This window comes from Halomonas getboli (assembly GCF_023094245.1).
GTDB lineage: Bacteria > Pseudomonadota > Gammaproteobacteria > Pseudomonadales > Halomonadaceae > Halomonas > Halomonas getboli.
This window is the reverse complement of record NZ_JALMEW010000001.1, coordinates 575,357-598,557: the sequence shown is the minus strand read 5'-3', so window position 1 is coordinate 598,557 and position 23,201 is coordinate 575,357. Positions and strand designations below refer to the sequence as shown.

The window sequence follows — 23,201 nt, the reverse complement described above, 5'->3', positions numbered from 1 at the left end:
TCAGCCTCCGGTGACCGGGGGAAAGAAGGCGACCTCATCCTCGGCCGTCAGCGGCGTGGCGTTGCCCGCCATGACCTGATTGACGGCGCACAGCACCCGCCCTTCATCGAGGCCGGCGAAGCGCTCGTCCCGCGCCTTGAGGGCGGCCTTGAGGCCGCCGATATCGGCCCGCTCGAGCGAAGAGAAGGGAATCGAGATCTCGCCGACGCCGAGCCGCTCGCGCAGCTCGGCCAGGCACTTGACCAGGATGCAGGGCTCGCCGAGGGAGCAGCGAACGCCCAGCGACACCTCGCCGCTCTCGCCCTCGCCGGTGACGATGGGCGCCTCGACGGGGCCCGCGTCGCGACGATAGTCGCCGGACTTGCCGCCGGTCTTGGTGTCGAGACGGATCTCGCCGATCTCCATCCCTTTATCCACCGCTTTGCACATATCGTAGAGGGTCAGACAGGCCACCGACACGGCGGTCAGCGCTTCCATCTCGACGCCGGTGCGACCGGTCAGCCGACAGGTGGCGGAGACGTGAACGCAGGCGTTGGCCTCGTCGAGCTCGAACCCCACTTCCACCTTGGACAGCGCCAGCGAATGGCACAGCGGGATCAGCTCGTGGGTGCGCTTGGCCGCCTGGATGCCGGCGATGCGCGCGGTGGCCAGCACGTCGCCCTTGGGCAGGCCGCCCTCGGCGAGCAGCGCCAGGGTCTCCGGGCGCATGCGGATCGTGCCGGACGCGCTGGCCTCGCGGCGGGTCTCGTCCTTGTCGCCGACGTCGACCATGTGGGCTTCGCCGCGGGCATTGAGATGGGTCAGGCTCATGAAAGACGCCTCATGACAGTCGAAAAAGGGGTTGGATGGCCACCGCCTCACCGGGCGTGACCGCGGCGCGGGCCGCATCGAGCTCGATCAGGCAGTCGGCGGCCACCATCGAGGACAGCATACCGGAGCCCTGGGCGCCGGTGGGCCGCACCCAGCGCCGGCCTTCGGCATCGCAGCGAAGCGTGGCGCGCAGGAAGTCGGTGCGGCCGACGCGCCCCTCGAGCGGCACATCGGCCAGGGCGGTCTCCCGCACGGGCGCGAGATCGGCCCGGCCCTGCAGCCGCTTGAGCAGCGGCGCCACGAACTGCAGGAAGGTCACCATCACCGCCACCGGATTGCCGGGCAGGCCGATGAACGGCACCTCGTCCTCGCCCAGCGTGCCGCAGGCCAGCGGCCGACCGGGGCGAATGGCGATGCGCCAGAAGGCCAGCCGCCCAACCGCCTCCAGTGCCCGGCGAGTGAAGTCGGCCTCGCCCACCGAGACGCCGCCGCTGGTCAGCACCAGGTCGGCCCGGCGGGCGGCGCCTGCGAGGGCATCGATGAGCGCATCGCGGTCGTCGCCCAGGATGCCGAGATCGATGACCTCGGCGCCATGCTCCTCGAGCAGGCCGGCCAGCGAGAAGCGGTTGGCGTCATGGATGCCGGCCGACGGCAGCGGCTCGCCGGGCGCGGTGACCTCGTCGCCGGTCGAGAAGATCGCCACCCGCGGGCGACGATACACGGCGGCATCGGCACAGCCGAGCGAGGCCAGCAGGCCCAGCTCCGCGGCGCCGAGTCGGGTGCCGGCCGCCAGCGCGCGCTGGCCACGGGCGATGTCCTCGCCGGCCTGGCGCACGTTCTGGCCCCGGCACACCGTCTCGGCACGCGCGAGGGTGATGACGTCGTCGGCCTCGCTCAGCTGCTCGCGCATGATCACGGTATCGGCCCCCGGCGGCAGCGGCGCGCCGGTGGTGATCGTCACGCACTCGCCGGCGCCCAGCGGCGTCGGCCAGCGCGCGCCGGCCCGCACCTCGCCGATCCGGCGCCAGCGGCTCGAGGCGTCTGCCTCCGGCCAGGCCAGGGCGATACCGTCCATGGCGGCGTTGGTGTTCTGCGGCACGTCGATGGGCGAAACCAGATCCCGCGCCAGCACTCGCCCGTGCAGCGCGGCGAGCGGCACCCGCTCCGCGGCCAGCGGGCCCGACACCAGGCCGAGCAGCGCCTCGCGGGCCTCGTCCGGCGATAGCGTGCGCTCGCCGATATCGAAGCACGACAGGGTCATGCCTCGGACTCCTCGCGGCGCGGCCGGCGATGCTCGGCCCAGCGCGCTGGCCAGGCGGCGACCCAGTCGGCGAGAGCATCGAGGTCATTCAGGTCCAGCGCCTCGACGCCGGCCGGCAGTGCCGGCGCGCCGTCGCTTGCCACGGCGACGATCCAGGCGTCCTCGGCCGCGCGCAGCGGCTTGCCCACCGCCTCGCGATAGAGCTCGAGCTTGGACAGCGGCCAGGCCTTGAAGCCTTCCACCAGCACCAGGTCCGGCCGCTGGGGGCGCACCATCTCGACCAGCTCGGCGAGGTCGGCCTCCTCGCGGTCGGGGGTCTCCATCATCAGCGCCACCCGCGCCCGGGACGCCACCAGGATCGGCTCGGCGCCGGCCTGGCGCAGCCGATGGCTGTCCTTGCCCGGCTGGTCGACGTCGAAGGCGTGATGGGCGTGCTTGATCACCGCCACCCGCAGCCCGCGCTCGCGCAGCGCCGGCAGCAGGCGCTCCAGCAGGGTCGTCTTGCCGGTGCCGCTCCAGGCGGCAATGCCCAGCAGCGGCAGCGCCTCGTCGAGCGGCAGGTCTCCGGGTGTGGCATTCATCGGCGCAGCGTCTCCCGGCGGCGCGCTTCCAGGCGCCGCTTGTCGTCCAGGGTATTGAGATTGGCGAAGGCCTCGGCGCAGTCCGACATGTCCACGGCGCGCCAGTCATGGCGAGCGATCCAGCGCTCGACCCGGCGCTCGCCGGCGGCCAGCGCCCGGCCCAGATCGTCGACCAGCGAACGGCGCAGCAGCATCACCACGGGCTGCAGGCGCTCGCCGTCGTGGGCCACGGCGATATCGGCCTCGCCAAGGCCGGCGCTCAGGCGCGCGATCAGATCGTCGGGCAGCGCAGGGCTGTCGCAGGGCACCACCACCGCCCACTCGGTGGTCGCCGCCCGCAGGCCGCTGTAGAGGCCCATCAGCGGGCCCCTGTAGCCCGGCTCGACGTCGGCGACGACCCGGTCGGCCCATTCGGCATAGGCCTCGGGATGGCGATTGGCGCTGATCAGCACCGCCGCGACCCGACCGACCAGCGGCGCCACGGCATGGCTCACCAGCGGGCGGCCGCCGAAGGGCGCCAGGCCCTTGTCGCACCCGCCCATGCGTCGGCCCTGGCCGCCGGCCAGGACCAGGCCGGTCAAGGCATCAGGATGGATCACGCCGCGGCTCCCGCGAGAGGTTCGAACACATGTCCCCATGATGCCTCAGGCATACGGCGGGTGCCATGACCAGGGAGTCAGGTTCGATACCAAAAGCGGCATCGTGACGCGGATCGCGCCTTATCGTCGAGGCGGTGACACGGTATCATCCGTCAAGTATTTTCCACGACCGATCACTTTGCCGACACGAACAGGATCGCGGCCCGACCGCGAACGAACACGATGGATGAAGGCTTCAACGTAGGCGCACGGCTGCGCCAGCTGCGCAAGGAAAAGGGGCTCTCACAGCGCGAGCTCGCCAAGCGCGCCAAGGTAACCAACAGCAGCATCTCGCTGATCGAACAGAACAGCGTCAGCCCGTCGGTGAGCTCGCTGAAGAAGATCCTCGATGCCCTGCCGGTGTCGATCAGCACCTTCTTCGCCGGCGAGGAAACGGCCCACCCCCGCCCCTTCTACAAGGCCCATGAACTGACCGAGATCGGCGACGGCAAGCTGTCCTGGAAGCTGGTGGCCGCACGCCGCCCGGACCGGCGCATGTCGGTACTGCACGAGCGCTATCCGCCCGGCGCCGACAGCGGCGAGGAAATGCTGGAGCACGACGGCGAGGAAGGCGGCGTGGTGATCTCCGGCCAGATCGAGATCACCGTCAACGGCGAGGTGGAGGTACTGTCACAGGGCGACGGCTACTACTTCGACTCTCGCCTGCCCCACCGCTTCCGCAACGTCGGCGACGAGGAATGCGTGATCGTCAGCGCCAATACCCCGCCGTCGTTCTCCGACGGCGGGGAGGAGCTGCATCACGGGTGAGGGGTGAGGTACCGGCTCATACCGGCCCGGGGTCAGACCCTTAAGCACCCTTAGGAACGAAGTTCCTAAGGGTGCTTAAGGGTCTGACCCCAAGTGGCTTGCGGATTACGCCCGATACAGCCACTGGATGCTGGAGAAATCCAGCTGGCCGCTGCCCTGGGCGCTGTGCAGCGTGAACAGGTTGCGCGCCTGGGAGCCCATGGGAACGCTGGCCCGGGTCTTGAGCGCCAGCTCCCAGGCCAGCCCCAGGTCCTTGGCCATCAGGTCGGTGAGGAAGCCGCCCTGGTAGTCGCGCGACGCCGCCGAGCCCTCCATCACCCCCGGCCAGGGGTTGTAGACGTTGAGCGCCCAGTTGCCGCCGCTGCTCTGCTTCATGATCTCGGACAGCACCGCCGGGTCGAGCCCGTTCTTCACCCCCAGCGCCAGCGCCTCGGCGGTGCCGCTCATCAGGATGCCGAGCAGCATGTTGTTGCAGATCTTGGCGACCTGCCCCGCCCCGACCTCGCCGGCGTGGAAGATGTTCTTGCCCATGGCCTCGAGCACCGGCCTGGCCTGGGCGAAGCCTGCCTCGCTGCCGCCGACGATGAAGGTCAGGGTGCCGGCCTTGGCGCCGCCGATGCCGCCGGAGACCGGCGCGTCCAGATAGCTTAAGCCCCGCTCGGCCGCCGCGACGCCGACCCGGCACGTGTCGTCCGGCGAGATGGTCGAGGCATCGATCACCAGCGGCTTGTGCGTCAGCGCATCGAGCAGCCCGGGGGCCCCGTCGCGCCCCAGATAGAGACCGAGCACGTGGGCGCCGGCGGGCAGCATGGAGATGACCACCTCGGCATCGGCGCAGGCCGCCTCGGCGCTGTCGGCGCGCCGGGCGCCCTGCCTCTCGAGCTCCGCCATGGCGGCCTCGACCAGGTCGAAGACGCAGACGTCGTGGCCCGCGCTCAGCAGGTTGGCGGCCATGGGCGAGCCCATGTTGCCGAGTCCGATAAAGGCGATGTTCATGGCGTAGCTCCTGTGTTTCTTGTGTTGTTCTATGGAATACGGCAATGGCAGCGGTGAGCGATGCCGTCAGCCGACGCGGCGTCCGACGCCCAGATCCCGCAGCGGATGTGCCTCGCTCGACCAGGGCGAGGCCAGCATCGCCTGGAGTTCGGCCTCGGGCACGCTTTCCACGTCGGCATGCGACCAGCGGGGCGTCTTGTCCTTGTCGATCAGCAGTGCGCGCACGCCCTCGGCCAGGTCGCCGCGATGGCAGCATTGGACCGACAGCCCGAGCTCGTCGCGGAAGGCGTCGGCCAGCCCGGTGTGGCGATGACGCTCGAGCATCCGCCACACCAGGTGGGCGGTCAGCGGGCAGCCGGCGGCGAGGCGCGCCCGATTGGCGGCCAGCCAGTCGTCGTCGCGCTGGTCGGCGAGAATCCGCGCCACCGCATCGGCGGCACTCGTCTCGCCGACCAGCGACTGCAGGTGATCGCGCCGCGGCCAGACTCGCCCCTCCGGTGCCTGCTCGCGGGCCTCGAAGCGATCCAGCACGCCTTCCACGGCCAGCCGGCACGCCGCCAGGGAGTGATCGCCGTGGTCGGCCTCGACCAGGGCACCCAGCAGGTCGTCGCGGCGATCGCGGGGCACGAAGCGGTCCGCAAGCCCCAGGTCCAGGGCGTCGCGGGCGTTGAGCTGGGCGCCGGTCAGCCCCAGGTAGGCGCCGATGCCGGGCGGCATGCGGTTGAGGAACCAGCTCGCACCGATGTCCGGATACAGCCCGATGGTGATCTCGGGCATGGCGATCAGGGTGGTCTCGGTGACCAGACGCTGAAAGCCACCGGCCAAGAGCCCCAGGCCGCCGCCCATGACGATGCCGTCGCCCCATACCAGCAGCGGCTTGGGATAGGTGTGGATGCGGTGATCCAGCCGGTACTCAGCGGTGAAGTAGCGCTCGGCGAAGGTCTCGTCACGTGCATCCTCAACGGCCAGCGAGCGATACAGCGCCACCACGTCGCCGCCGGCGCAAAAGGCCTTGCCGCCGGCGCCTTCCAGCCACACCGCCACCACCCGCTCGTCCAGCGCCCAAGCCTCGAGCCTGTCTTCCAGCAGCTGGATCATCTCCAGCGACAGGGCATTCAGCGCCTTGGGCGCATGGAGGGTCGCCACGCCGATACGCCCGCCGCCGCGGGTAGGCAACTCATCGAAACTGACCACTGGGTCCGACATCACGCTCTCTCCTGGTGTCCGATTACTGCAGCGCTTCGATGACGCCATCGGCCAGCAGCCGACGGGCGACGATCAGCCGCATGATCTCGTTGGTGCCCTCGAGGATCTGATGCACGCGGGTGTCGCGCACCAGCCGCTCCAGGGGATATTCGCGGATATAACCATAGCCACCGTGCAGCTGCAGGGCCTCGTTGCAGACCCGGAAGCCCGCGTCGGTGGCGAATCGCTTGGCCATGGCACAGTGGGCGGTGGCTTCCGGGTCGCCCTGGTCGAGCCGCCAGGCGGCGTGGCGCACCATCAGCCGTGCCGCGGTGAGCTCGCTGGCCATGTCGGCGAGCTTGAACTGCAGCGCCTGGAAGCTCGCCAGCTCGCGGCCGAACTGCTTGCGCTCGCTCATGTAGTCGCGAGCCAGGGTCAGCGCCTGCTGGGCCGCGCCCAGCGAGCAGCTGGCGATATTGAGCCGACCGCCGTCGAGCCCCTTCATGGCGAAGCGGAAGCCCTCGCCCTCCTCGCCCAGCCGGTTGCCCACCGGCACGCGCACGCCGTCGAAGCTGATCAGGCAGGTCGGCTGGCTCTTCCAGCCCATCTTCTCTTCCTTCTTGCCGACCTCGATGCCGGCGGCATCGGCCGGCACCAGGATCGCCGAGATGCCGCCCGCGCCGCTGTCCGGCTCGCCGGTGCGCGCCATCACCACCAGCACCTGGGTGGCGCCGGCGCCGGAGATAAACATCTTCGAGCCACTGATGACATAGTCATCGCCTTCCCGAACCGCCCGGGTGGTCAGGCTGGCGGCATCCGAGCCGGCACCCGGCTCGGTGAGGCAGTAGGAGCCCAGGGCGTCACCCGCTATCATGGCCGGCAGATAGCGCTCGCGCAGGGCCTCGCCGCCCCAGCTGGCGACCATCCAGGTCACCATGTTGTGAATGGTGAGATAGGCGGTGGTGGCGACGCAGCCCTGAGCGAGCCGCTCGAAGATCAGCGAGGCATCCAGCCGCGACAGCCCCAGCCCGCCGTGTTCCTCCGGCGTATACAGGCCGAGGAAACCGGCCTCGCCGGCGCGACGAATGACGTCGACCGGAAAATGGCTGTTGGCATCCCAGTCGGCGGCATGTTCGGCCAGCTCGGCCCGGGCGAAGTCATCGGCGGCATCGGCCAGCGCTCGCTGGTCTTCGGTCAGCGCAAAATCCATGGGGAAACCTCCGTCGAGAGAATCGGGAACGGCCGATCGCCGGGTCGACGACGCACGCCTGCGATGCCGTCACCGCGGCTATCGCCAACCTAGCAATTGCTCGGGTTATCCCATATCCCGCCATGGTCTAACAAGCACTTTACGTTAACGTAAACCTCGTCTAGGGTTCTCGGACGAGGTGGGAAACCGCCGGTGGACCACCCGGCTACAGGATCGATCACATGACGCAAAAGCCCGACCAGGCCCCGGCGGCCGACGCCGACGCCCTGCCCCGACAGCAGCGCACCTACACCATCGGCGAGCTGGCCCAGATCTTCGAGGTCACGCCGCGCACCATCCGCTTCTACGAGCAGGAGGGGCTGCTGGCCCCGAGTCGTCAGGGGCAGAAGCGCATCTACCGCGAGAAGGACCGCGTGCGCCTCAAGCTGACCCTGCGCGGCAAGCGGCTGGGCTTCTCGCTGGCCGAGATCCGCGAGGTGGTGATGATGTACGACGCCATGCCAGACGGTAACGCGCGCCAGCTGCGGCGCCTGCTCGAGCTGCTCGCCGAGAAGCGCGCCAACCTGGAACGCCAGCAGGAAGATATCCGCCTGATGCGCCTGGAGATCGACGATGTGGACCAGCGGGCGCGCGACGTCCTGCGCCAGCTGGAGAAGCCCCTGTAGCCGGCTACCACTGCCGCATGGTTTCCCGGTCATCCCGAGACAACACAACAATGAGAGCCACCATGCCACGCCAGCCTCGACACGCCAGCTATCTGAGCGGCATCAGCGACACCCCCCTCAAGGGCCAGACCATCGGCGACTGCTTCGACGACACGGTCGCCCGCTTCCCCGATCGGGACGCCCTGATCAGCCGCCATCAGGGCCTGCGCTATCGCTGGCGAGAACTCCAGACCGCAGTGGACCGCGCGGCCCGCGCCCTGATGGCGCTGGGCGTGGCCAAGGGCGATCGGGTCGGCATCTGGTCGCCCAACTGCGCCGAGTGGGCCATCACCCAGTTCGCCACCGCCAAGATCGGCGCCGTCCTGGTCAATATCAATCCGAGCTATCGCACCCACGAACTGGAGTATGCGCTGCGCCAGTCCGGCACCTCGACGCTGATCCTGCAGGGGCAGTTCAAGACCACCGACTACGTGGCGATGCTGGCCGAGCTGGTGCCGGAGATCGACGACGTCACGCCCGAGGCGCTGAGCGGCGCCGCCCTGCCCGAGCTCAAGCGGGTGATCTGCCTGGACGCCACCCGGGCGCTCGCCGGCATGTTCACCTGGGAGGCGATGCTCACCCACGCCGACGAGGTCAGCGCCGAGCAGCTGGCCGAACGCCAGGCCGGGCTCGAGTTCGACGAGCCGATCAACATCCAGTACACCTCCGGCACCACCGGCGCGCCCAAGGGTGCGACCCTCTCGCACCACAACATCCTCAACAACGGCTTCTTCGTCGCCCGCACCCTCGACCTCACCGAGGCCGATCGCATGGTGATCCCGGTGCCGCTCTACCACTGCTTCGGCATGGTGATGGGCAACCTCGGCTGCATGACCCACGGTGCGGCGATGATCTATCCCGGCGACGGCTTCGATCCCCACGCCACGCTGTCGGCCGTGGCCGAGGAACGCGCCACCGCGCTCTACGGCGTGCCGACCATGTTCATCGCCGAGCTGGAGCACCCCGAGTTCGAGGACTTCGATATCTCCAGCCTGCGCACCGGCATCATGGCCGGCTCCATCTGCCCCATCGAGGTGATGCGCAAGGTCATCGAGCGCATGCACATGCAGGGCGTGACCATCTGCTATGGCATGACCGAGACCAGCCCGGTGAGCCTGCAGACCCGTACCGATGCGCCGCTGGAAAAGCGCGTGACCACCGTCGGCAGCATCCATCCGCACCTCGAGGTCAAGCTGGTCGATCCGGGCACCGGCGCCGTGGTGCCGCGCGGCGAGGCGGGCGAACTGTGCACCCGGGGCTACAGCGTGATGCTCGGCTACTGGAACAACGAGGACGCCACCGCCAAGGCCATCGACGCCGCCGGCTGGATGCACACCGGCGATCTGGCGACCATGGACGACGACGGCTACGTGGCCATCGTCGGGCGCATCAAGGACATGATCATCCGCGGCGGCGAGAACATCTATCCGCGCGAGCTCGAGGACTTCCTCTACACCCACCCGGCGATCTCCGACGTCCAGGTGATCGGCGTGCCCGACGACCGGTACGGCGAGGAGGTCATGGCCTGGGTCAAGCTCGCCGATGACGAGACCCTGGACGAGGACGCGCTCAGGGCCTTCTGCCAGGGCAAGATCGCGCACTACAAGATCCCGCGCTACGTGAAGTTCGTCGACGCCTTCCCGATGACCGTCACCGGCAAGATCCAGAAGTTCAAGATGCGCGAGGAAGCGACGCACGAGCTGGGGCTCGAATAACAGAAAGCGAAAAGCTCGCCCCCCTTCCGGCCCGCCGAGGATTGCATTGGCGGGCCGGATCGCGCTTCAATGCGCCTGACCCTTTCGAGATGGCTCCCTTCGGGACTGACGCATGCGCACATCGGCCTGGACATCGCGATCCCACCGCGCGTGGCAGCGCCTTCTGGCACTGCTGCTGGTGATCGCGTTCGCCCTGGCCTCCCTGCCCGGCCATGCGGCCGGCAATGCCTGCCAGGCCGACTGCGCCCAGATGTCGATGGCATCCATGGGACTCGATGACCTGCCGGATCCCGGTGATGCCTGCGGCGCCGGCTGCGCCGCGCCGGTCGCCTCGCTGTCCCCCGCGGTCATGGCCCCTCGCGCCCTGGCCGCCGACGTGGTCACTCACTTGAGCGACCACGTGCCCCAACCTCCGCGCCGCCCGCCACGGGCCTGACAACGCACCACCCCACGCCGCTATTCCATCGTCGACATTCGCCGTCGCCATGACGGCGCCGCTGGAGTGATCGCATGTTGACCGACTGTTTCGCCACCATGGGGCACATGGGGGCCCTCGGCTGGCTGATGCCGCTGGCCGTGTTGCTGTTACTGGGGCTCGGCATCGCCGCCCTGATCAAGTACCTGTTCACGTCCCACAAAAGAGACCGCTCATGAAACCGACCGTTTCACATCTGCTGCTGACCGCCGGCCTGGCACTGGGTGCCACCACCGCCCAGGCGGCGTTGCCGGACACCGCCACCCTGTACAAGAATCCCCAGTGCGGCTGCTGCGACGACTATGCCCGTCACCTCGAGCGCCTGGGCATCGACGTCACCGTGGTCGACGACCAACCGCTCGCCGAGATCAAGCAGGATGCCGGCGTCCCCTACGGCCAGGGCTCGTGCCATACCGTCGCGATCGGCGACTACGTGATCGAGGGCCACGTGCCGATGGCCGCCGTGGAGGCGCTGTTCGAGCAGCGGCCCGACACCGACGGCATCGGCCTGGCCGGCATGCCGAGCGGCACCCCGGGCATGCCGGGGCCGCAGAACGCGCCCTACGAGGTCTATCAGTTCCGTGACCAGCAGGCCTCGCCGTTCATGACCCTGTGACACCCCGCCCGGCGCCTTCCTCGGGCGCCGGGCCTTCTGCTTCCCTCCTGACGACGCCCCCGCTGCCCGCTTGACCCTTGGGCGGCACAAGGGCGATAAGCTTTGCCTCACACGATGGCTCCGGGCATTCGATACCCGCGGGGCGATCCGGAGCCTGTTCTCTCGCCATCAGGAGACTGTGTTGCCATGTCCCTCAAACCCGCACGGCGCCTCGGGGTAGAAGACGCCAACCTGGTGACTCGCCAGCTCAAGCTGGCCCCTTGCGACGACGACACCCTGGCCGCGGCCATCGACGAGATCGATACGCTGTTCGGGCTCGAGTCCGTGACCTATCACGCGGACAAGCGCCGGCTGCGCGTCGCCTACGATGCCACCCGGCTGTGCATCGACCAGATCGAGACCATCCTCGATCGCCACGCCGTCGCCATCCATCGCGGCTGGTGGACGCGCGTCAAGGAGAGCCACTATCGGTTCGTCGACCAGAACGTCAAGGACAACGCCCGCCAGGAACCCTGGAGCTGTCACTGAAGCGGCTCCCCATCACGACACAGCCCCCGCGAGGCATGACCTCGCGGGGGCTGTGTCAGCGGCCGGCCAACGGCTAGGGCAACTTACATGCCCTTGGGCGCGAAGATGCCCGGCGCGTTGCGCCAGTAGCCCTTGTAGTCCATGCCGAAGCCGAACACGTAGCGGTCCTCGACCTCGAGGCTGCAGTAGTCGGCCTTGAGGTCCGGCATCGCCTTGCGGTCGTGGCGCTTGTCGACCAGCACCGCGGTGGAGATGCTGGCGGCACCGGCCTCGCGGCAGTAGTCGAGGATGGCGGCCAGCGTGGAGCCTTCATCGAGGATGTCGTCGACGATGACCACGTGACGGCCGGCCATCGGCACCTCCGGCGAGACGCGCCAGAACAGCTCGCCGCCGCGAGTGCCGCCGCGGTAGCGGGTGGCATGCAGATAGTCGACCTCGAGCGGGAAGCCGAGGCGGGTCAGCAGGTGGCCGGTGGTGATCAGGCCGCCGTTCATGACGCAGTAGAACACCGGCAGCTTGTCGCCCAGGTCGGCGGCGATCTGGTCGGCCATGCGATCCAGGGCACGCTCGACCTCTTCCTGGCTGATCAGGCAATCGGCGGAATCCATGACCTCGCGCATGTCCGAGAGGGACGGGAGGGCATTGGCATCGAGTTTGGACATCGGAAGCTCGTTGGTTCGAAGTTCAGGGGTTCGACAGTCAGGGAAACGTCAGTCGGCGGCCATGGCCTCGAGATGGGCATGCACGCGACGCCAGCGCGACAGCGCACCGAGCGCATCGAGGTCGGGGCGCGCCCGGCCGTAGCGCAGCTTGGCCGCCCGCTTGGTGGTGCGACCGTCGCAGGCCTCGACGACCTCGAGGGCCGCGGCGCGGTCATTGCACACCAGCAGCATGTCGCAGCCGGCCTCCAGCGCCTGGCGGGCCCGCTCGGCGGGCGCGCCGGCGCTGCGCGCCCCGGCCATGCTCAGATCGTCGGAGAAGATGGTGCCCTTGAAGCCCAGCGACTCGCGCAGCATCCCCAGCCACAGTGGTGAGAAGCCGGCGGGCCGATGGTCGAAGGCCGAGTACACCACGTGGGCGGGCATCACGCCGCCGAGCCGTGAGGCCAGCGACGCGAAGGGCACCAGGTCGCGCTCGCGCAACGCCTCGAAGGCGCGCTCGTCCACCGGCAGCTCGTGGTGGGAATCCGCCGCGACCCCGCCGTGGCCGGGGAAGTGCTTGCCCACCGCGGCCATGCCGGCCTCGTGCAGCCCCTCGACGAAGCTGCCGGCCAGGCGGCTCACCGTCTCGGGATCGTCGCCGAAGCTGCGATCGCCGATCACCGTGGAGTGGCCGTCATCGACATCGAGCACCGGCGCGAAGCTGAGATCCAGCCCGCAGGCCGCCATCTCCATGCCGAGCAGCCAGCCGGCATCCTGGCACAGGCGGCGGGCCACCTCGGGCGCAGCCTGGTATTCACGACCGAGCCGGCCCATGGGCGGCAGTCGGGTCACGCCTTGGCGCAGGCGCTGCACGCGCCCGCCTTCCTGATCGATGGCCAGCAGCAGGTCGGGGCGCACCTGGCGGATCGAACGGCACAGCGCGCGTACCTGAACGGCATCCTCGACGTTGCGGCCGAACAGGATCACGCCGCCGACCGCCGGGCGAGCCAGCAGCTCGCGCTCCTCGTCGCGCAGCGTCGTGCCTTCCAGGTCCAGCATCACCGGTCCGAGCGTCTGGGTCATGTTCGCCTTCCTGACGGATGAAGGGAGGCGATTCTAGACCAAAGCCGGCGACGACGACAGCCCGGCCCGATATCGCCTACCTGGAGCATAGACCCGGAGCATGGACCCGGAGACCTGTCCCCGGAGCACAGATCAGCGCGGACAAGCCGACGCCCACTCCGTAGAATGGCGCCATATCCTCTTGCCGCTCTCGACGTGGCACTCTTCACTCGTTATTTGCCCCTCTTTACCTGCCTACAAGGAGCGTCTCTTGCCTGTCGATCTTCCCCCTAGCCTGCTCTGGCCGCTGGCCGCGATCGTCGGCCTGTGCCTCGGTAGCTTCCTCAACGTGGTCATCGCGCGCCTGCCGGTGATGCTGATGCGCGAGTGGCGCGCCGAGGCCCGCGAGGCGCTGGAGCTCGAGGCCGAGGACACGCCGACCTTCAACCTGGCCACCCCGCGCTCGATGTGCCCGCGCTGCGAGGCGCCGATCGCCTGGCATGACAACCTGCCACTGATCGGCTGGCTGAAGCGTCGCGGACGCTGCGCGTACTGCGACACCCGCATCAGCCCCCAGTATCCGCTGGTGGAGCTGGCCGGCGCCCTGCTGACGCTGGCGGTGACGGCGCTGTTTGGCCCCACCCTGGAGGGGCTGTTCATCCTCGGCGCCTGCCTGAGCCTGCTGGCGATGGCGGCGATCGATCTGCGCACCCAGCTGCTGCCGGATGTACTGACGCTGCCGCTGCTGTGGGCCGGCCTGCTCTACCAGCTGCTGTTCCAGCCGCTGCAGCTGCCGGGGGCGGTGATCGGCGCCATGGCCGGCTACCTCTCGCTGTGGGGCTTCTACTGGCTGTTCAAGCTGGTGACCGGCAAGGAAGGCATGGGCTACGGCGACTTCAAGCTGTTCGCCGCCCTGGGTGCCTGGCTGGGCTGGGTCTATCTGCCGCTGGTACTGATCATCGCCGCCGGCGCCGGCGCCATCGTCGGCGTGATCATCCAGCTGGCCGTGCCCCGCCTGCGCGGCGCCCCGATGCCCTTCGGCCCCTGGCTGGCCGCCGCCGGCTGGATCGCGCTGCTGGTCGGCGAGCCGCTGATGGCGCGCTACCTGGCCCTGGTGATGTGACGGGAGACGAGAGAGATGAGCGACACGACCCTGATCATCGGCGTGACCGGCGGCATTGCCTCCGGCAAGTCCACCGTGGCCCGCGCCTTCGCCGCCCACGACATTCCCTGGGTGGATGCCGACGACGTGGCCCGCGAGGTGGTCGAGCCCGGCGAGCCGGTCCTGGCCGCCATCGCCGAGCGTTTCGGCGGGCGCGTGCTGCAGGCCGACGGCCGGCTGGATCGCCGCGCGCTGCGCGAGATCGTGTTCGCCGACGAGGGCGAGCGGCGCTGGCTGGAAGCCCAGACCCACCCGCGCATCCGCGAGCGCCTGCTCGAGCGACTGGCCGACTTCCGCGCCGGCCCGGCCCCCTATGCGCTGCTGGTGTCGCCGCTGCTGTTCGAGTCCGGCCAGGACGCGCTGGTCGACCGGGTGCTGGTCATCGACGTGCCGGAGGCGCTGCAGGTCGAGCGCACCGCCGCCCGCGACGACGTCGACGACGCCCAGGCCCGTGCCATCGTCGCCGCCCAGATGCCGCGCCAGACGCGCCTGGACCGCGCCGACGACGTGCTCGACAATGCCACCGACGAGGCCGGCCTGGCCGCGCGGGTCGCCGAGCTGGACCGGCGCTATCGCGTGCTTGCCGGATTGCCCCCGACGCGCTGATTCGTCATGCTTTTCCCTGCCTTCGACGTTCCGAGAGAGACCCCATGAGCCAAGCCGAGTCCCAGCGCCCCCTCGAGGTCGCCTGCCCCCAGTGCCGCACCAAGGTGGCCTGGAGCGAGGACAACCCCTACCGTCCCTTCTGCAGCAAGCGCTGCCGCCTGCTCGACCTGGGCGCCTGGGCCGACGAATCCCATCGCATCGCCGGCGAGCCGGCCATGGACGAGACCGATATCGACGCTCTGCTGGCCCGCGCCGACCGCGACGGCGGCGTCTGAGCCCATGGGCGCTGCGGCTCCCGAGTACCAGCTGCTGGCCCGCCTCGAGGCGGCCTTCGATGCCGTGGTCGACGCCAGCCAGGCCTTGGTCGCCGACTGCCGTCGCGAAGGCAGCCGGACCTGGGCCTTCGGCCGCGAGACGGCCGATGCCGACTGGCTGCAGGAGGCACTGCTGGACTTCTGGTATCAGGACGGCCAGGACGGACGCAGCACGCGCAGCCATGTGGGCCTGGTCGCCGCCTCACCGGCGGTGATGGAACGCGTGCATCAGGTCAACGCGGCCAAGCAGGCCTTTTCCCGCCTGCTGGGCCAGATTCGGCAAGAGCAGCCGTCGCTGCTGCCCGAGATCAAGGCGGTACTGCCCTTTCGCCATCCCGAGCTGCATACCCACCTGCGCGGCAGCGGCCTGGCGAGGCTGCATCTCAAGCAGAGCTGGCGAGCCGTTCCGCTGGCCGCGGCGCCGGTGGCGCGGGTGCGCCTCGCCTGGTATGCGAGCGGGCGTTCGATCAAGCGGCTGAGCGTGCGCGAGGCCGAACAGAAACTGCTGGCCCTCGATACCGACGCGCCCCATGTGCGCATTCAGCTACGGCAGCTGGCCGGCCTTCCGGACGGCGAGCCGCTGGCCCAGGTCCAGGCCCAGGCGCCGCTGATGCGGGCCAACCTGTTCTTTCGCGAACCGCTGGAGGACGGCCACCGCCGCCAGGCCATGAACGTGGCGCTGCCGCTGTTCGTGCCGAGCGACGACGGCCGCCTGCCGGATCACAACCTGCCCCCCGCCCACCCGCCACAGACGCGCACACGCGCACGCCGCCGCGACGAGCGGCTGGAGCAGGAGCCGCTGCTCCCGAGTATCAGGGTCTATCGCTATCGCCGCTGACGGCCGCGCCTGTTCCTGGGTCAGGCGCCTCAAGCGAGGCACTCAGGCGAGACGCCCGAGTGCCTGCAGCGTCTGGAGAAGGTCGCTGACGCTGGCTTCCGGCAGGGCATAGTCGTGCATCAGATCCCGGAGACGGCGTTCGAAGGCGCGCTGACGGCTTTCTTCGCTGTCGACCCGATCCGTTTCCTGCTCCTCGAGAGAGCGAACGGGAGGCCCCGTAGGAATATCCGGTGCCGTATCGGGACTGTCGAGTTCGCGCAAGGCTGCCGCAAAGGCATCGTCGAGTTCACGGAACCTGCGCAGCTTTTCGCGCTCATCCATGGGCTTTCGAGAATTGTGCTGTTTCATTCTTGACCAATCGATTCCAGGCCCTGGCCGAGGAAGGAAATAGGCGCTGGCCATGACCGGGCGGAGTGCCCACGAAAGTATACCCATCTGCTCACGCGCAAGCACCTCTCCCGGGGCTTTCGTCGCCATAATGTGCCGAAACGATCAATACCCCAAGGCAAATTTGCCTTCGCCCCCCATTAGGCGGCATAAAACAAACCACGTGGCCCCTTAAAACGACACCAACCGCCACACGTTAGACGTTCCGGCAAAAGATCTGCTCGCCGTCGGCAACGAGACGCCACATCGGCATCAAGCAAGGCACAGGGAACAACGCAGTACGGGGGGAAGGCCATGTGCCAGGACATGATGCGCGCGGAAATTTGGCTGCAGGACACCATGGGCAGTCAGGAGGGAATCGATGCACTGGCTCGGAAGATGGGCTATTCATCGTCCCAGATAAGACGCCGTTTCCGGAATTATTTCGGACTATCGCCGGGCGCCTATCGCGACCGGCTGCGCCTCGAGAAAGCGGCACGGCTGCTGATTCATACCTCGAGCAATATCAACCAGATCGCCGGAAGCTGCGGATATCAGAATCATTCTGCCTTTTCGCGCGCCTTCCAGCGCCACTACGGGCAACCCCCGCGACGCTACCGACAGTCGCTGCGCACCACGCTCAAGCGCCAGTTGAATGAGGTGGCCGATTTCTCTTATCAGATTCGGGAGCTGCCGCCTCGCAAGGCGGTTCTGACGCGTCTTTACCGCCCTTCCCGCATTCGCGACGACCTCCGCGACTGGCTCCGCCGGACCCCTGGCGCCGAGGCACTGCCCGCTCGCCTGGAAAAGGCCACGCCCCTGGCCATCGTTCACGATCGGCCGCTGGAAGGCGCCTTGCCACGCCTCGATCTGGGCATGCAATTGAAGGCCGGCAGCACCACCCTGGCGCTCCCGCCGGCCTTCAGGCTGCTCGACATGCCCGCCGAGCGCCACGCCTGCGTCATTCTGGAACATGTCAGCCAGCTGGACGCCGCGGTGCTTTACATGGCGTGTCGTGGCGTCTCCGGGCATGGCGAAGCGCTCAGCGGTGCACCTCCCCTGCTGCTTCAGAACCATGACCGCCTGGAACTTCACCTGCCACTATCATGATCGCAACAGAAACGCCGCTCCAGCAGGAGCGGCGTTCATCAGCCGAGCGAATACAGATGCCGTCGGCGCCGTTCAGACACCCTGGACCCGGGTCCGAGTCGAGGGCTGCCGAGAGAGCCGAGATCAGTCCTCGGTGCGCACCAGCCAGGATTCCACGGTCTCGGCGCCAAACTCTTCCTTCCAGGCCTTCAGCGTCTTGTGGTTGCCCCCGCGCGTCTCGACCACTTCACCGGTCTGCGGGTTCTTGTAAATCTTCAGCTTGCGCTTGCGACGGCCACCAGCACTGGAGGCGGCCGCCTTGGGAGCAGCGCTGCCGGGCTTCGGATTCAGCAGCTCGATGACGTCGTTGGCGCTCTTGTCGAACTCTTTCATCAGCGCTTCGAGTTTTGTCTTGAACTCGATCTCGGCCTTCAGCCGCTCATCATTTTCCAGGCGCTCGAGTTCGCTCTGGAGTTGCTTGAGCTGCTGTTCTTTCTGCATGTAGTTGCTGAGCAGTGATGACATCTCGTCAATCCTTATTCGGGAAGTCCAGGGGGGATGCGCAATTATTATTGCGTCTATTGGCATATTACGCAACTCAGGAAGATATAGTCTCGCCAACTGCATAACTCACCAACCGACATGTCATATATTACTTTAACTATTTTTAATATTTGAAAGAAACACCAGACTCCCCTATCAACTTCGATCGTCGACCAGACTTTATCCGAAAGGCTCAAAAAAAGGCGCCGCCCTTTCGGGCGGCGCCTTTTGTCTTGCCAAGATTCGCTGGATGGGCAAACGCCCCGAATCTTAGTCCTGACCCATCTGCTGTTTGATCAGGTCGCCGATGGTGGTCGGACCATCCTGATCGACAGACTGCTCGCGCAGCTTGGTCATGTTGCGACGCGTGTCGTCCTGATCCTTGGCCTTCACGGACAGGCTGATCTGACGGTTCTTGCGATCGACACCGACGATGCGGGCTTCGACGCTATCGCCTTCGTTCAGCACGTTGCGCGCATCTTCGACGCGGTCGGCGCTGATCTCGGAGGCCTTGAGCACGGCCACGACGTCGGTAGCCAGCTCGACGTGAGCTTCCTTGGCGTCAACCTCGACCACGCGACCGGTGACGATGGAGCCCTTGTCGTTGACGGCCAGGTACTCGGCGACCGGATCGCTGTCCAGCTGCTTGATACCCAGAGAGATGCGCTCGCGCTCCGGATCGATGGACAGGATGACGGCTTCGGCTTCGTCGCCCTTCTTGAAGTTGCGAACGGCTTCTTCGCCGGTCTCGGTCCAGGAGATGTCGGACAGGTGAACCAGGCCGTCGATGCCGCCTTCCAGACCGATGAAGATACCGAAGTCGGTGATCGACTTGATGGTACCGGCAACGCGGTCGCCCTTGTTGTACTGGGCGTTGAAGGTTTCCCACGGGTTAGCGGTGCACTGCTTGATACCCAGGGAGATACGACGACGCTCTTCGTCGATATCCAGCACCATGACGTCCACGTCGTCGCCCACCTGGACGACCTTGGACGGATGGATGTTCTTGTTGGTCCAGTCCATTTCGGAGACGTGAACCAGGCCCTCGACACCCTCTTCCAGCTCGGCGAAGCAGCCATAGTCGGTGAGGTTGGTGACGGTGGCGTGCACCTTGGTGCCTTCCGGGTAACGATCCTTGATGTTGACCCACGGGTCTTCGCCCAGCTGCTTCAGGCCCAGGGAGACACGGTTGCGCTCGCGGTCGAACTTCAGCACCTTGACGGTGACTTCGTCGCCCACGGACACGATCTCGCTCGGATGCTTGATGCGCTTCCAGGCCATGTCGGTGATGTGCAGCAGGCCATCGACGCCGCCCAGGTCGACGAACGCGCCGTAGTCGGTCAGGTTCTTGACGATACCGACGATCTGCTGGCCTTCCTGCAGGGTGGCGAGCAGGGCTTCACGCTCGGCGCTGTTCTCGGCTTCGAGAACGGCACGACGGGAAACTACAACGTTGTTGCGCTTCGGGTCGAGCTTGATGACCTTGAAGTCCAGTTCCTTGTTCTCGAGGTGCGTGGTGTCGCGCACCGGACGCACGTCGACCAGGGAACCCGGCAGGAAGGCGCGGATGGAATCCACGTCGACGGTGAAGCCGCCCTTGACCTTGCCGTTGATCACGCCCTTGACGATCTCTTCCTTCTCGAAGGCGGCTTCCAGGACCTTCCAGGCCTCGGCGCGCTTGGCCTTCTCGCGAGACAGACGGGTCTCGCCGAAACCGTCTTCCACGGCTTCCAGGGCGACGTGCACTTCGTCGCCAACGGCGATGGTGAGTTCGCCGTTCTCGTCGCGGAACTGGGCCGCGGGAATCTGACCTTCGGACTTCAGGCCGGCATTGACGGTGACCCAGTCACCCTCGATGTCGACAACGGCAGCCGCGACGATGGCGCCCGGCTCCATGTTGATGTCCTGGAGAGACTGTTCAAACAGTTCAGCAAAGCTTTCGCTCATGATGTTCCTACGTGATCAACGTTGTGCGGCTGGGCCGCTCCTCCGTACCACCAGCGAGTACGGGCCATTTCAGACTGCCCTCGGGGATGTTGGCGCTGGTTCGACCTGGCCGAGCTTACGGACACTCAGGTGCCCGACCACGTCATCACATCTTGCCGAGGGCGCCGCAAGGGAGTTCAGGTGTCGGAGGCGAGGCCACGCTGGGCCAGCAGTTCCGTCAGCCGATCCACCACTTCCGGTATCGTCAGGCTCGTGGTGTCCAGCTCGATGGCGTCGTCAGCCGGTACGAGCGGGGCCACGCTGCGCTGCATATCGCGTGCATCGCGTGCCTGAATCTCCTTGAGAAGACTCGATAGACTAGCATCCACCCCTGCCTCTCGCAACTGGCGCTGGCGGCGATGCGCCCGCTCCTCCGCGCTGGCAGTGAGGAAGATCTTGAGCGGCGCGTCGGTGAACACCACGGTGCCCATGTCGCGGCCGTCGGCCACCAGGCCGGGCGCCTGGCGGAAGTCGCGCTGACGCTTGAGCAGCGCCTCGCGCACCGTCGGCAGCGAGGCCACGCGCGAGGCGGCGTCGCCGACCTGCTCGGTGCGGATGGTGCGCGTGGCATCCTCGCCCTCGAGCAGGATGCGCGCCTCGCCCTCCTCGGCCAGGAACACCACATCGAGCGCCTCGGCGATCGCCGCCAGTGCCGGCTCGTCGTCCAGCGCCACGTCGTGCTTGCCGGCGGCCAGGGCGGTCAGGCGGTAGAGCGCGCCGCTGTCCAGCAGATGCCAGCCCAGCCGTTCGGCAATCAGGCGGCTGATGGTGCCCTTGCCGGCCCCGCCGGGGCCGTCGACGGTCAGTACCGGTGCCCGTTCACTCATGAGGCCTCCCGCTCTTCCTCGAGGGCCAGTCCGACGCGGCGCGCCAGGTCCACGAAGCCCGGAAAAGACGTCGCCACGTTGGCGCAGTCGTCGATGACGATCTCGTCGGACGCGCGCAGCGCCGCCACGGTGAAGGCCATGGCGATGCGGTGATCCCCCAGGCTGTCGATGCGACCGCCGCCGTAGCTCGGGCCATCGCCGCCCTGCCCTTCGGCACGCCCGACGATGTCGATGCCGTCATCAAAGAGACGATTCTCGACCCCCAGCGCGGTGAGGCCGTCGGCCATGGCCTTGAGGCGGTCGGACTCCTTGACGCGCAGCTCGGCGGCCTCGCGCAGCCGGGTCGTGCCCTCGGCGTTGGCGGCGGCGACGAACAGCGCCGGAAACTCGTCGATGGCCAGCGGCACCTGATCGACCGGAATGTCGATGCCCTTGAGCGGCGCGTAGCGGATATGAAGGTCGGCCACCGGCTCGCCGCCCACCTCGCGCTCGTTCTCGAGGCGCAGGTCGGCGCCCATCTGCTGGAGGATGTTGATCACGCCGATGCGCGTCGGGTTGATGCCCACGTGCTCGAGCACCAGGTCGGCGCCCGGGGTGATGGCCGCCGCCACCAGGAAGAAGGTGGCCGAGGAAATATCGGAGGGCACGTCGATCGGCGCGGCGGAAAGCTCGCCGCCGCCCTGCAGCCAGCAGGTGTCGCCCTGGCGCTCGACCTGGTAGCCGAAGCCGTTGAGCATGCGCTCGGTGTGATCGCGGGTCGGCGCCGGCTCGCGCACGCGGGTCTCGCCCTCGGCGTAGAGCCCGGCCAGCAGTAGGCAGGACTTCACCTGGGCGCTGGCCATCGGCATGTCGTAGGTGATGCCCTTGAGCGGCTGACCGCCCTTGATCTTCAGCGGCGGACGCCCGCCCTCGGCGGTCTCGATCACCGCACCCATCTCGCGCAGCGGGTCGGCAACGCGCCCCATGGGGCGCTTGGTCAGCGAGTGATCGCCGGTCAACTCGGTATCGAAGGCCTGGCCGGCCAGCAGCCCGGCGAACAGGCGCATGGCCGTGCCGGCGTTGCCCACGTAGAGCGGTCCGGCCGGTGCCTTGAGGCCATGCAGGCCGACGCCGTGCACGGTGACACGCCCCTGGTGGGGACCTTCGATCGCCACGCCCATCTCGCGGAACGCCTGCAGGGTGGCCAGGCTGTCCTCGCCCTCCAGGAAGCCGGAGACCTCGGTCACGCCTTCGGCCAGGGCGCCGAGCATGATCGAACGATGGGAGATCGACTTGTCGCCGGGCACGCGGATGCGCCCGGTCACGCCGCCGCCGGGGCTGACCCGGTAGCGCAGCTGGTCTTGTGCTTGCATCTGGTATTCCGCCTGGTAACTGGTCTGGTTAAGCAGGGAATCGAAGTAGTGTCGGGCATGGCTGGCGCGATCGAAGGTCGCCAGCATGGCATCGGTGTCGCCGCGCTCGACCGCCTCACGCAGCCGGGCCACACCGGATTCAAAATCGTCGAGAGCATGCAGCACGGCGTCGCGGTTGGCGACGAAGATGTCGCGCCACATCACCGGGTCGCTGCCGGCGATGCGCGTGAAGTCGCGAAACCCGCCGGCGGCGTAGCGGAAGATGTCGAGGCGCTCGTCCTGGCGTGCCAGAGTATCCACCAGCGAGAAGGCCAGCAGGTGCGGCAGATGGCTGGTGCGAGCCAGCACCTCGTCATGGCGCTCCACGCCCATCTCCAGCACCTCGGCGCCGGCGGCTTCCCACAGCGCTCGCACCCGGGTCAGGGCCTCGGGATCGGTCGTCGGCTCGGGCGTCAGGATCACCTTGTGGCCGACGTAGAGCTCGGGATCGGACGCGGCAACACCGCTCTTCTCGGAGCCGGCGATGGGATGGCCGAGCACCAGCGTCGGCGGCATGCGACCGAAGACCGCCTCGGCGGCCTCGCGGATGGCGCCCTTGGTGCTACCGACGTCGGTGACCACCGCGCCCTTGGCGACGACGTCCGCCGCCGCGAGCTCCTCCATCACCTGACGCATGGCCAGCACCGGAACCGCCAGCACCACCAGATCGACGCCGTCGAGCAGCGGGGCCAGACGCGTGTCGCCGCGATCGATCAGGCCCATCTCGATGCCGCGGGCGATCTCGTCGGCATCGGGGTCACAGGCCAGGATCTCGGCACGCTTTTCAGCGGCCCCGAAGCCGGCGGCACGGAGTGCCGCAGCGAGTGAGCCGCCGATCAGGCCGAGGCCGACGATCAGGATACGGCGGGGTAGTGCCGTCCGCTGCATC

The 23,201-nt window shown here is 68.0% G+C and carries 26 protein-coding genes; 12 read left to right on the top strand and 14 right to left on the bottom strand.

Annotation, left to right across the window (positions count from 1 at the left end; translation table 11 throughout):
• From moaC to mobA, 4 genes are read right to left on the bottom strand one after another with little or no spacing between them, the layout of a single operon-like run.
• Entirely contained in the window at positions 1 to 810 is an 810-nt protein-coding gene (gene moaC, locus MYL53_RS02950; RefSeq protein WP_247851935.1) for a cyclic pyranopterin monophosphate synthase MoaC, read from the bottom strand.
• Between the two features lie 10 nt (positions 811 to 820).
• A complete protein-coding gene (gene moeA / locus MYL53_RS02945) occupies positions 821 to 2,071 on the bottom strand; it encodes a molybdopterin molybdotransferase MoeA (RefSeq protein WP_247851934.1) in 1,251 nt (416 codons plus the stop codon).
• Positions 2,068 to 2,652: a molybdopterin-guanine dinucleotide biosynthesis protein B gene (mobB, locus tag MYL53_RS02940; RefSeq protein ID WP_247851933.1), complete on the bottom strand. Its 585-nt coding sequence runs from the start codon at positions 2,650 to 2,652 to the stop codon at positions 2,068 to 2,070. The genes moeA and mobB overlap by 4 nt, the downstream gene beginning before the upstream one ends.
• Positions 2,649 to 3,251 (bottom strand): molybdenum cofactor guanylyltransferase MobA, encoded by a 603-nt coding sequence (gene mobA / locus MYL53_RS02935; protein WP_345740347.1) that lies wholly within the window; start codon positions 3,249 to 3,251, stop codon positions 2,649 to 2,651. The genes mobB and mobA overlap by 4 nt, the downstream gene beginning before the upstream one ends.
• Positions 3,252 to 3,473: 222 nt before the next feature.
• On the opposite strand from mobA, the gene MYL53_RS02930 reads away from it, so the two are divergent.
• Positions 3,474 to 4,058, top strand: coding sequence for a cupin domain-containing protein (locus tag MYL53_RS02930; RefSeq protein WP_247851932.1), 585 nt, complete (start codon positions 3,474 to 3,476; stop codon positions 4,056 to 4,058).
• A gap of 105 nt (positions 4,059 to 4,163) precedes the next feature.
• Here MYL53_RS02930 and mmsB read toward each other — a convergent pair whose 3' ends face one another.
• From mmsB to MYL53_RS02915, 3 genes are all read right to left on the bottom strand, one after another.
• Positions 4,164 to 5,054 (bottom strand): 3-hydroxyisobutyrate dehydrogenase, encoded by an 891-nt coding sequence (gene mmsB, locus MYL53_RS02925; RefSeq protein ID WP_247851931.1) that lies wholly within the window; start codon positions 5,052 to 5,054, stop codon positions 4,164 to 4,166.
• 66 nt (positions 5,055 to 5,120) lie between these two features.
• On the bottom strand, positions 5,121 to 6,260 hold the full coding sequence (locus MYL53_RS02920; protein WP_247851930.1) for an enoyl-CoA hydratase/isomerase family protein: 1,140 nt from the start codon (positions 6,258 to 6,260) through the stop codon (positions 5,121 to 5,123).
• Between the two features lie 22 nt (positions 6,261 to 6,282).
• The gene (locus tag MYL53_RS02915) at positions 6,283 to 7,449 is read right to left on the bottom strand and encodes an acyl-CoA dehydrogenase family protein (protein ID WP_247851929.1); all 1,167 of its coding nucleotides are present in this window, start codon (positions 7,447 to 7,449) and stop codon (positions 6,283 to 6,285) included.
• 221 nt (positions 7,450 to 7,670) lie between these two features.
• On the opposite strand from MYL53_RS02915, the gene MYL53_RS02910 reads away from it, so the two are divergent.
• The 6 genes from MYL53_RS02910 (at position 7,671) to MYL53_RS02885 (ending at position 11,487) form a co-directional block, all read left to right on the top strand.
• Positions 7,671 to 8,114 carry a MerR family transcriptional regulator gene (locus MYL53_RS02910; RefSeq protein WP_247851928.1) on the top strand — a complete coding sequence of 148 codons (444 nt, stop codon included), beginning with the start codon at positions 7,671 to 7,673 and terminating at the stop codon, positions 8,112 to 8,114.
• Positions 8,115 to 8,176: 62 nt separating this feature from the next.
• Positions 8,177 to 9,868: an AMP-binding protein gene (locus MYL53_RS02905; protein ID WP_282103359.1), complete on the top strand. Its 1,692-nt coding sequence runs from the start codon at positions 8,177 to 8,179 to the stop codon at positions 9,866 to 9,868.
• Between the two features lie 112 nt (positions 9,869 to 9,980).
• The gene (locus MYL53_RS02900; protein WP_247851926.1) at positions 9,981 to 10,304 is read left to right on the top strand and encodes a hypothetical protein; all 324 of its coding nucleotides are present in this window, start codon (positions 9,981 to 9,983) and stop codon (positions 10,302 to 10,304) included.
• 74 nt (positions 10,305 to 10,378) lie between these two features.
• Positions 10,379 to 10,522 (top strand): hypothetical protein, encoded by a 144-nt coding sequence (locus MYL53_RS02895; protein WP_247851925.1) that lies wholly within the window; start codon positions 10,379 to 10,381, stop codon positions 10,520 to 10,522.
• Positions 10,519 to 10,959, top strand: a complete 441-nt coding sequence (locus tag MYL53_RS02890) for a DUF411 domain-containing protein (RefSeq protein WP_247851924.1) — start codon at positions 10,519 to 10,521, stop codon at positions 10,957 to 10,959. Before MYL53_RS02895 ends, MYL53_RS02890 begins: the two co-directional genes overlap by 4 nt.
• Before the next feature lie 186 nt (positions 10,960 to 11,145).
• On the top strand, positions 11,146 to 11,487 hold the full coding sequence (locus MYL53_RS02885; protein WP_247851923.1) for a cation transporter: 342 nt from the start codon (positions 11,146 to 11,148) through the stop codon (positions 11,485 to 11,487).
• An 83-nt stretch (positions 11,488 to 11,570) separates the two neighbouring features.
• Here the strand turns inward: MYL53_RS02885 and MYL53_RS02880 are convergent, their stop codons facing one another.
• Positions 11,571 to 12,149 carry a hypoxanthine-guanine phosphoribosyltransferase gene (locus MYL53_RS02880; protein ID WP_247851922.1) on the bottom strand — a complete coding sequence of 193 codons (579 nt, stop codon included), beginning with the start codon at positions 12,147 to 12,149 and terminating at the stop codon, positions 11,571 to 11,573.
• Between the two features lie 48 nt (positions 12,150 to 12,197).
• Complete coding sequence (nagZ, locus tag MYL53_RS02875) at positions 12,198 to 13,211, bottom strand: beta-N-acetylhexosaminidase (protein WP_247851921.1); 1,014 nt, start codon at positions 13,209 to 13,211, stop codon at positions 12,198 to 12,200.
• A gap of 250 nt (positions 13,212 to 13,461) precedes the next feature.
• Here nagZ and MYL53_RS02870 point away from each other — a divergent pair, with 250 nt between their 5' ends.
• Genes MYL53_RS02870 through MYL53_RS02855 form a run of 4 tightly spaced genes read left to right on the top strand, consistent with a single transcriptional unit; the run spans position 13,462 to position 16,110 of the window.
• A complete protein-coding gene (locus tag MYL53_RS02870) occupies positions 13,462 to 14,313 on the top strand; it encodes a prepilin peptidase (protein ID WP_247851920.1) in 852 nt (283 codons plus the stop codon).
• Positions 14,314 to 14,328: 15 nt separating this feature from the next.
• Entirely contained in the window at positions 14,329 to 14,958 is a 630-nt protein-coding gene (coaE, locus tag MYL53_RS02865) for a dephospho-CoA kinase (RefSeq protein ID WP_247851918.1), read from the top strand.
• Positions 14,959 to 15,002: 44 nt separating this feature from the next.
• Complete coding sequence (yacG, locus tag MYL53_RS02860) at positions 15,003 to 15,233, top strand: DNA gyrase inhibitor YacG (RefSeq protein ID WP_247851917.1); 231 nt, start codon at positions 15,003 to 15,005, stop codon at positions 15,231 to 15,233.
• 4 nt (positions 15,234 to 15,237) lie between these two features.
• Entirely contained in the window at positions 15,238 to 16,110 is an 873-nt protein-coding gene (locus MYL53_RS02855) for a DNA replication terminus site-binding protein (protein ID WP_247851915.1), read from the top strand.
• 42 nt (positions 16,111 to 16,152) lie between these two features.
• Here MYL53_RS02855 and MYL53_RS02850 read toward each other — a convergent pair whose 3' ends face one another.
• The gene (locus MYL53_RS02850; RefSeq protein ID WP_247851913.1) at positions 16,153 to 16,431 is read right to left on the bottom strand and encodes a hypothetical protein; all 279 of its coding nucleotides are present in this window, start codon (positions 16,429 to 16,431) and stop codon (positions 16,153 to 16,155) included.
• 360 nt (positions 16,432 to 16,791) lie between these two features.
• On the opposite strand from MYL53_RS02850, the gene MYL53_RS02845 reads away from it, so the two are divergent.
• Positions 16,792 to 17,586 (top strand): helix-turn-helix transcriptional regulator, encoded by a 795-nt coding sequence (locus MYL53_RS02845; RefSeq protein WP_247851911.1) that lies wholly within the window; start codon positions 16,792 to 16,794, stop codon positions 17,584 to 17,586.
• A 123-nt stretch (positions 17,587 to 17,709) separates the two neighbouring features.
• On the opposite strand, the gene MYL53_RS02840 is transcribed toward MYL53_RS02845, so the two are convergent.
• From MYL53_RS02840 to MYL53_RS02825, 4 genes are all read right to left on the bottom strand, one after another.
• The gene (locus tag MYL53_RS02840; RefSeq protein WP_247851909.1) at positions 17,710 to 18,090 is read right to left on the bottom strand and encodes a histone-like nucleoid-structuring protein, MvaT/MvaU family; all 381 of its coding nucleotides are present in this window, start codon (positions 18,088 to 18,090) and stop codon (positions 17,710 to 17,712) included.
• A gap of 288 nt (positions 18,091 to 18,378) precedes the next feature.
• Positions 18,379 to 20,055 (bottom strand): 30S ribosomal protein S1, encoded by a 1,677-nt coding sequence (gene rpsA, locus MYL53_RS02835; RefSeq protein ID WP_247851908.1) that lies wholly within the window; start codon positions 20,053 to 20,055, stop codon positions 18,379 to 18,381.
• Between the two features lie 176 nt (positions 20,056 to 20,231).
• Positions 20,232 to 20,921 carry a (d)CMP kinase gene (cmk, locus tag MYL53_RS02830; RefSeq protein ID WP_247851906.1) on the bottom strand — a complete coding sequence of 230 codons (690 nt, stop codon included), beginning with the start codon at positions 20,919 to 20,921 and terminating at the stop codon, positions 20,232 to 20,234.
• Positions 20,918 to 23,200 (bottom strand): bifunctional prephenate dehydrogenase/3-phosphoshikimate 1-carboxyvinyltransferase, encoded by a 2,283-nt coding sequence (locus MYL53_RS02825; protein ID WP_247851904.1) that lies wholly within the window; start codon positions 23,198 to 23,200, stop codon positions 20,918 to 20,920. Before MYL53_RS02825 ends, cmk begins: the two co-directional genes overlap by 4 nt.
• Position 23,201 lies beyond the last annotated feature (1 nt).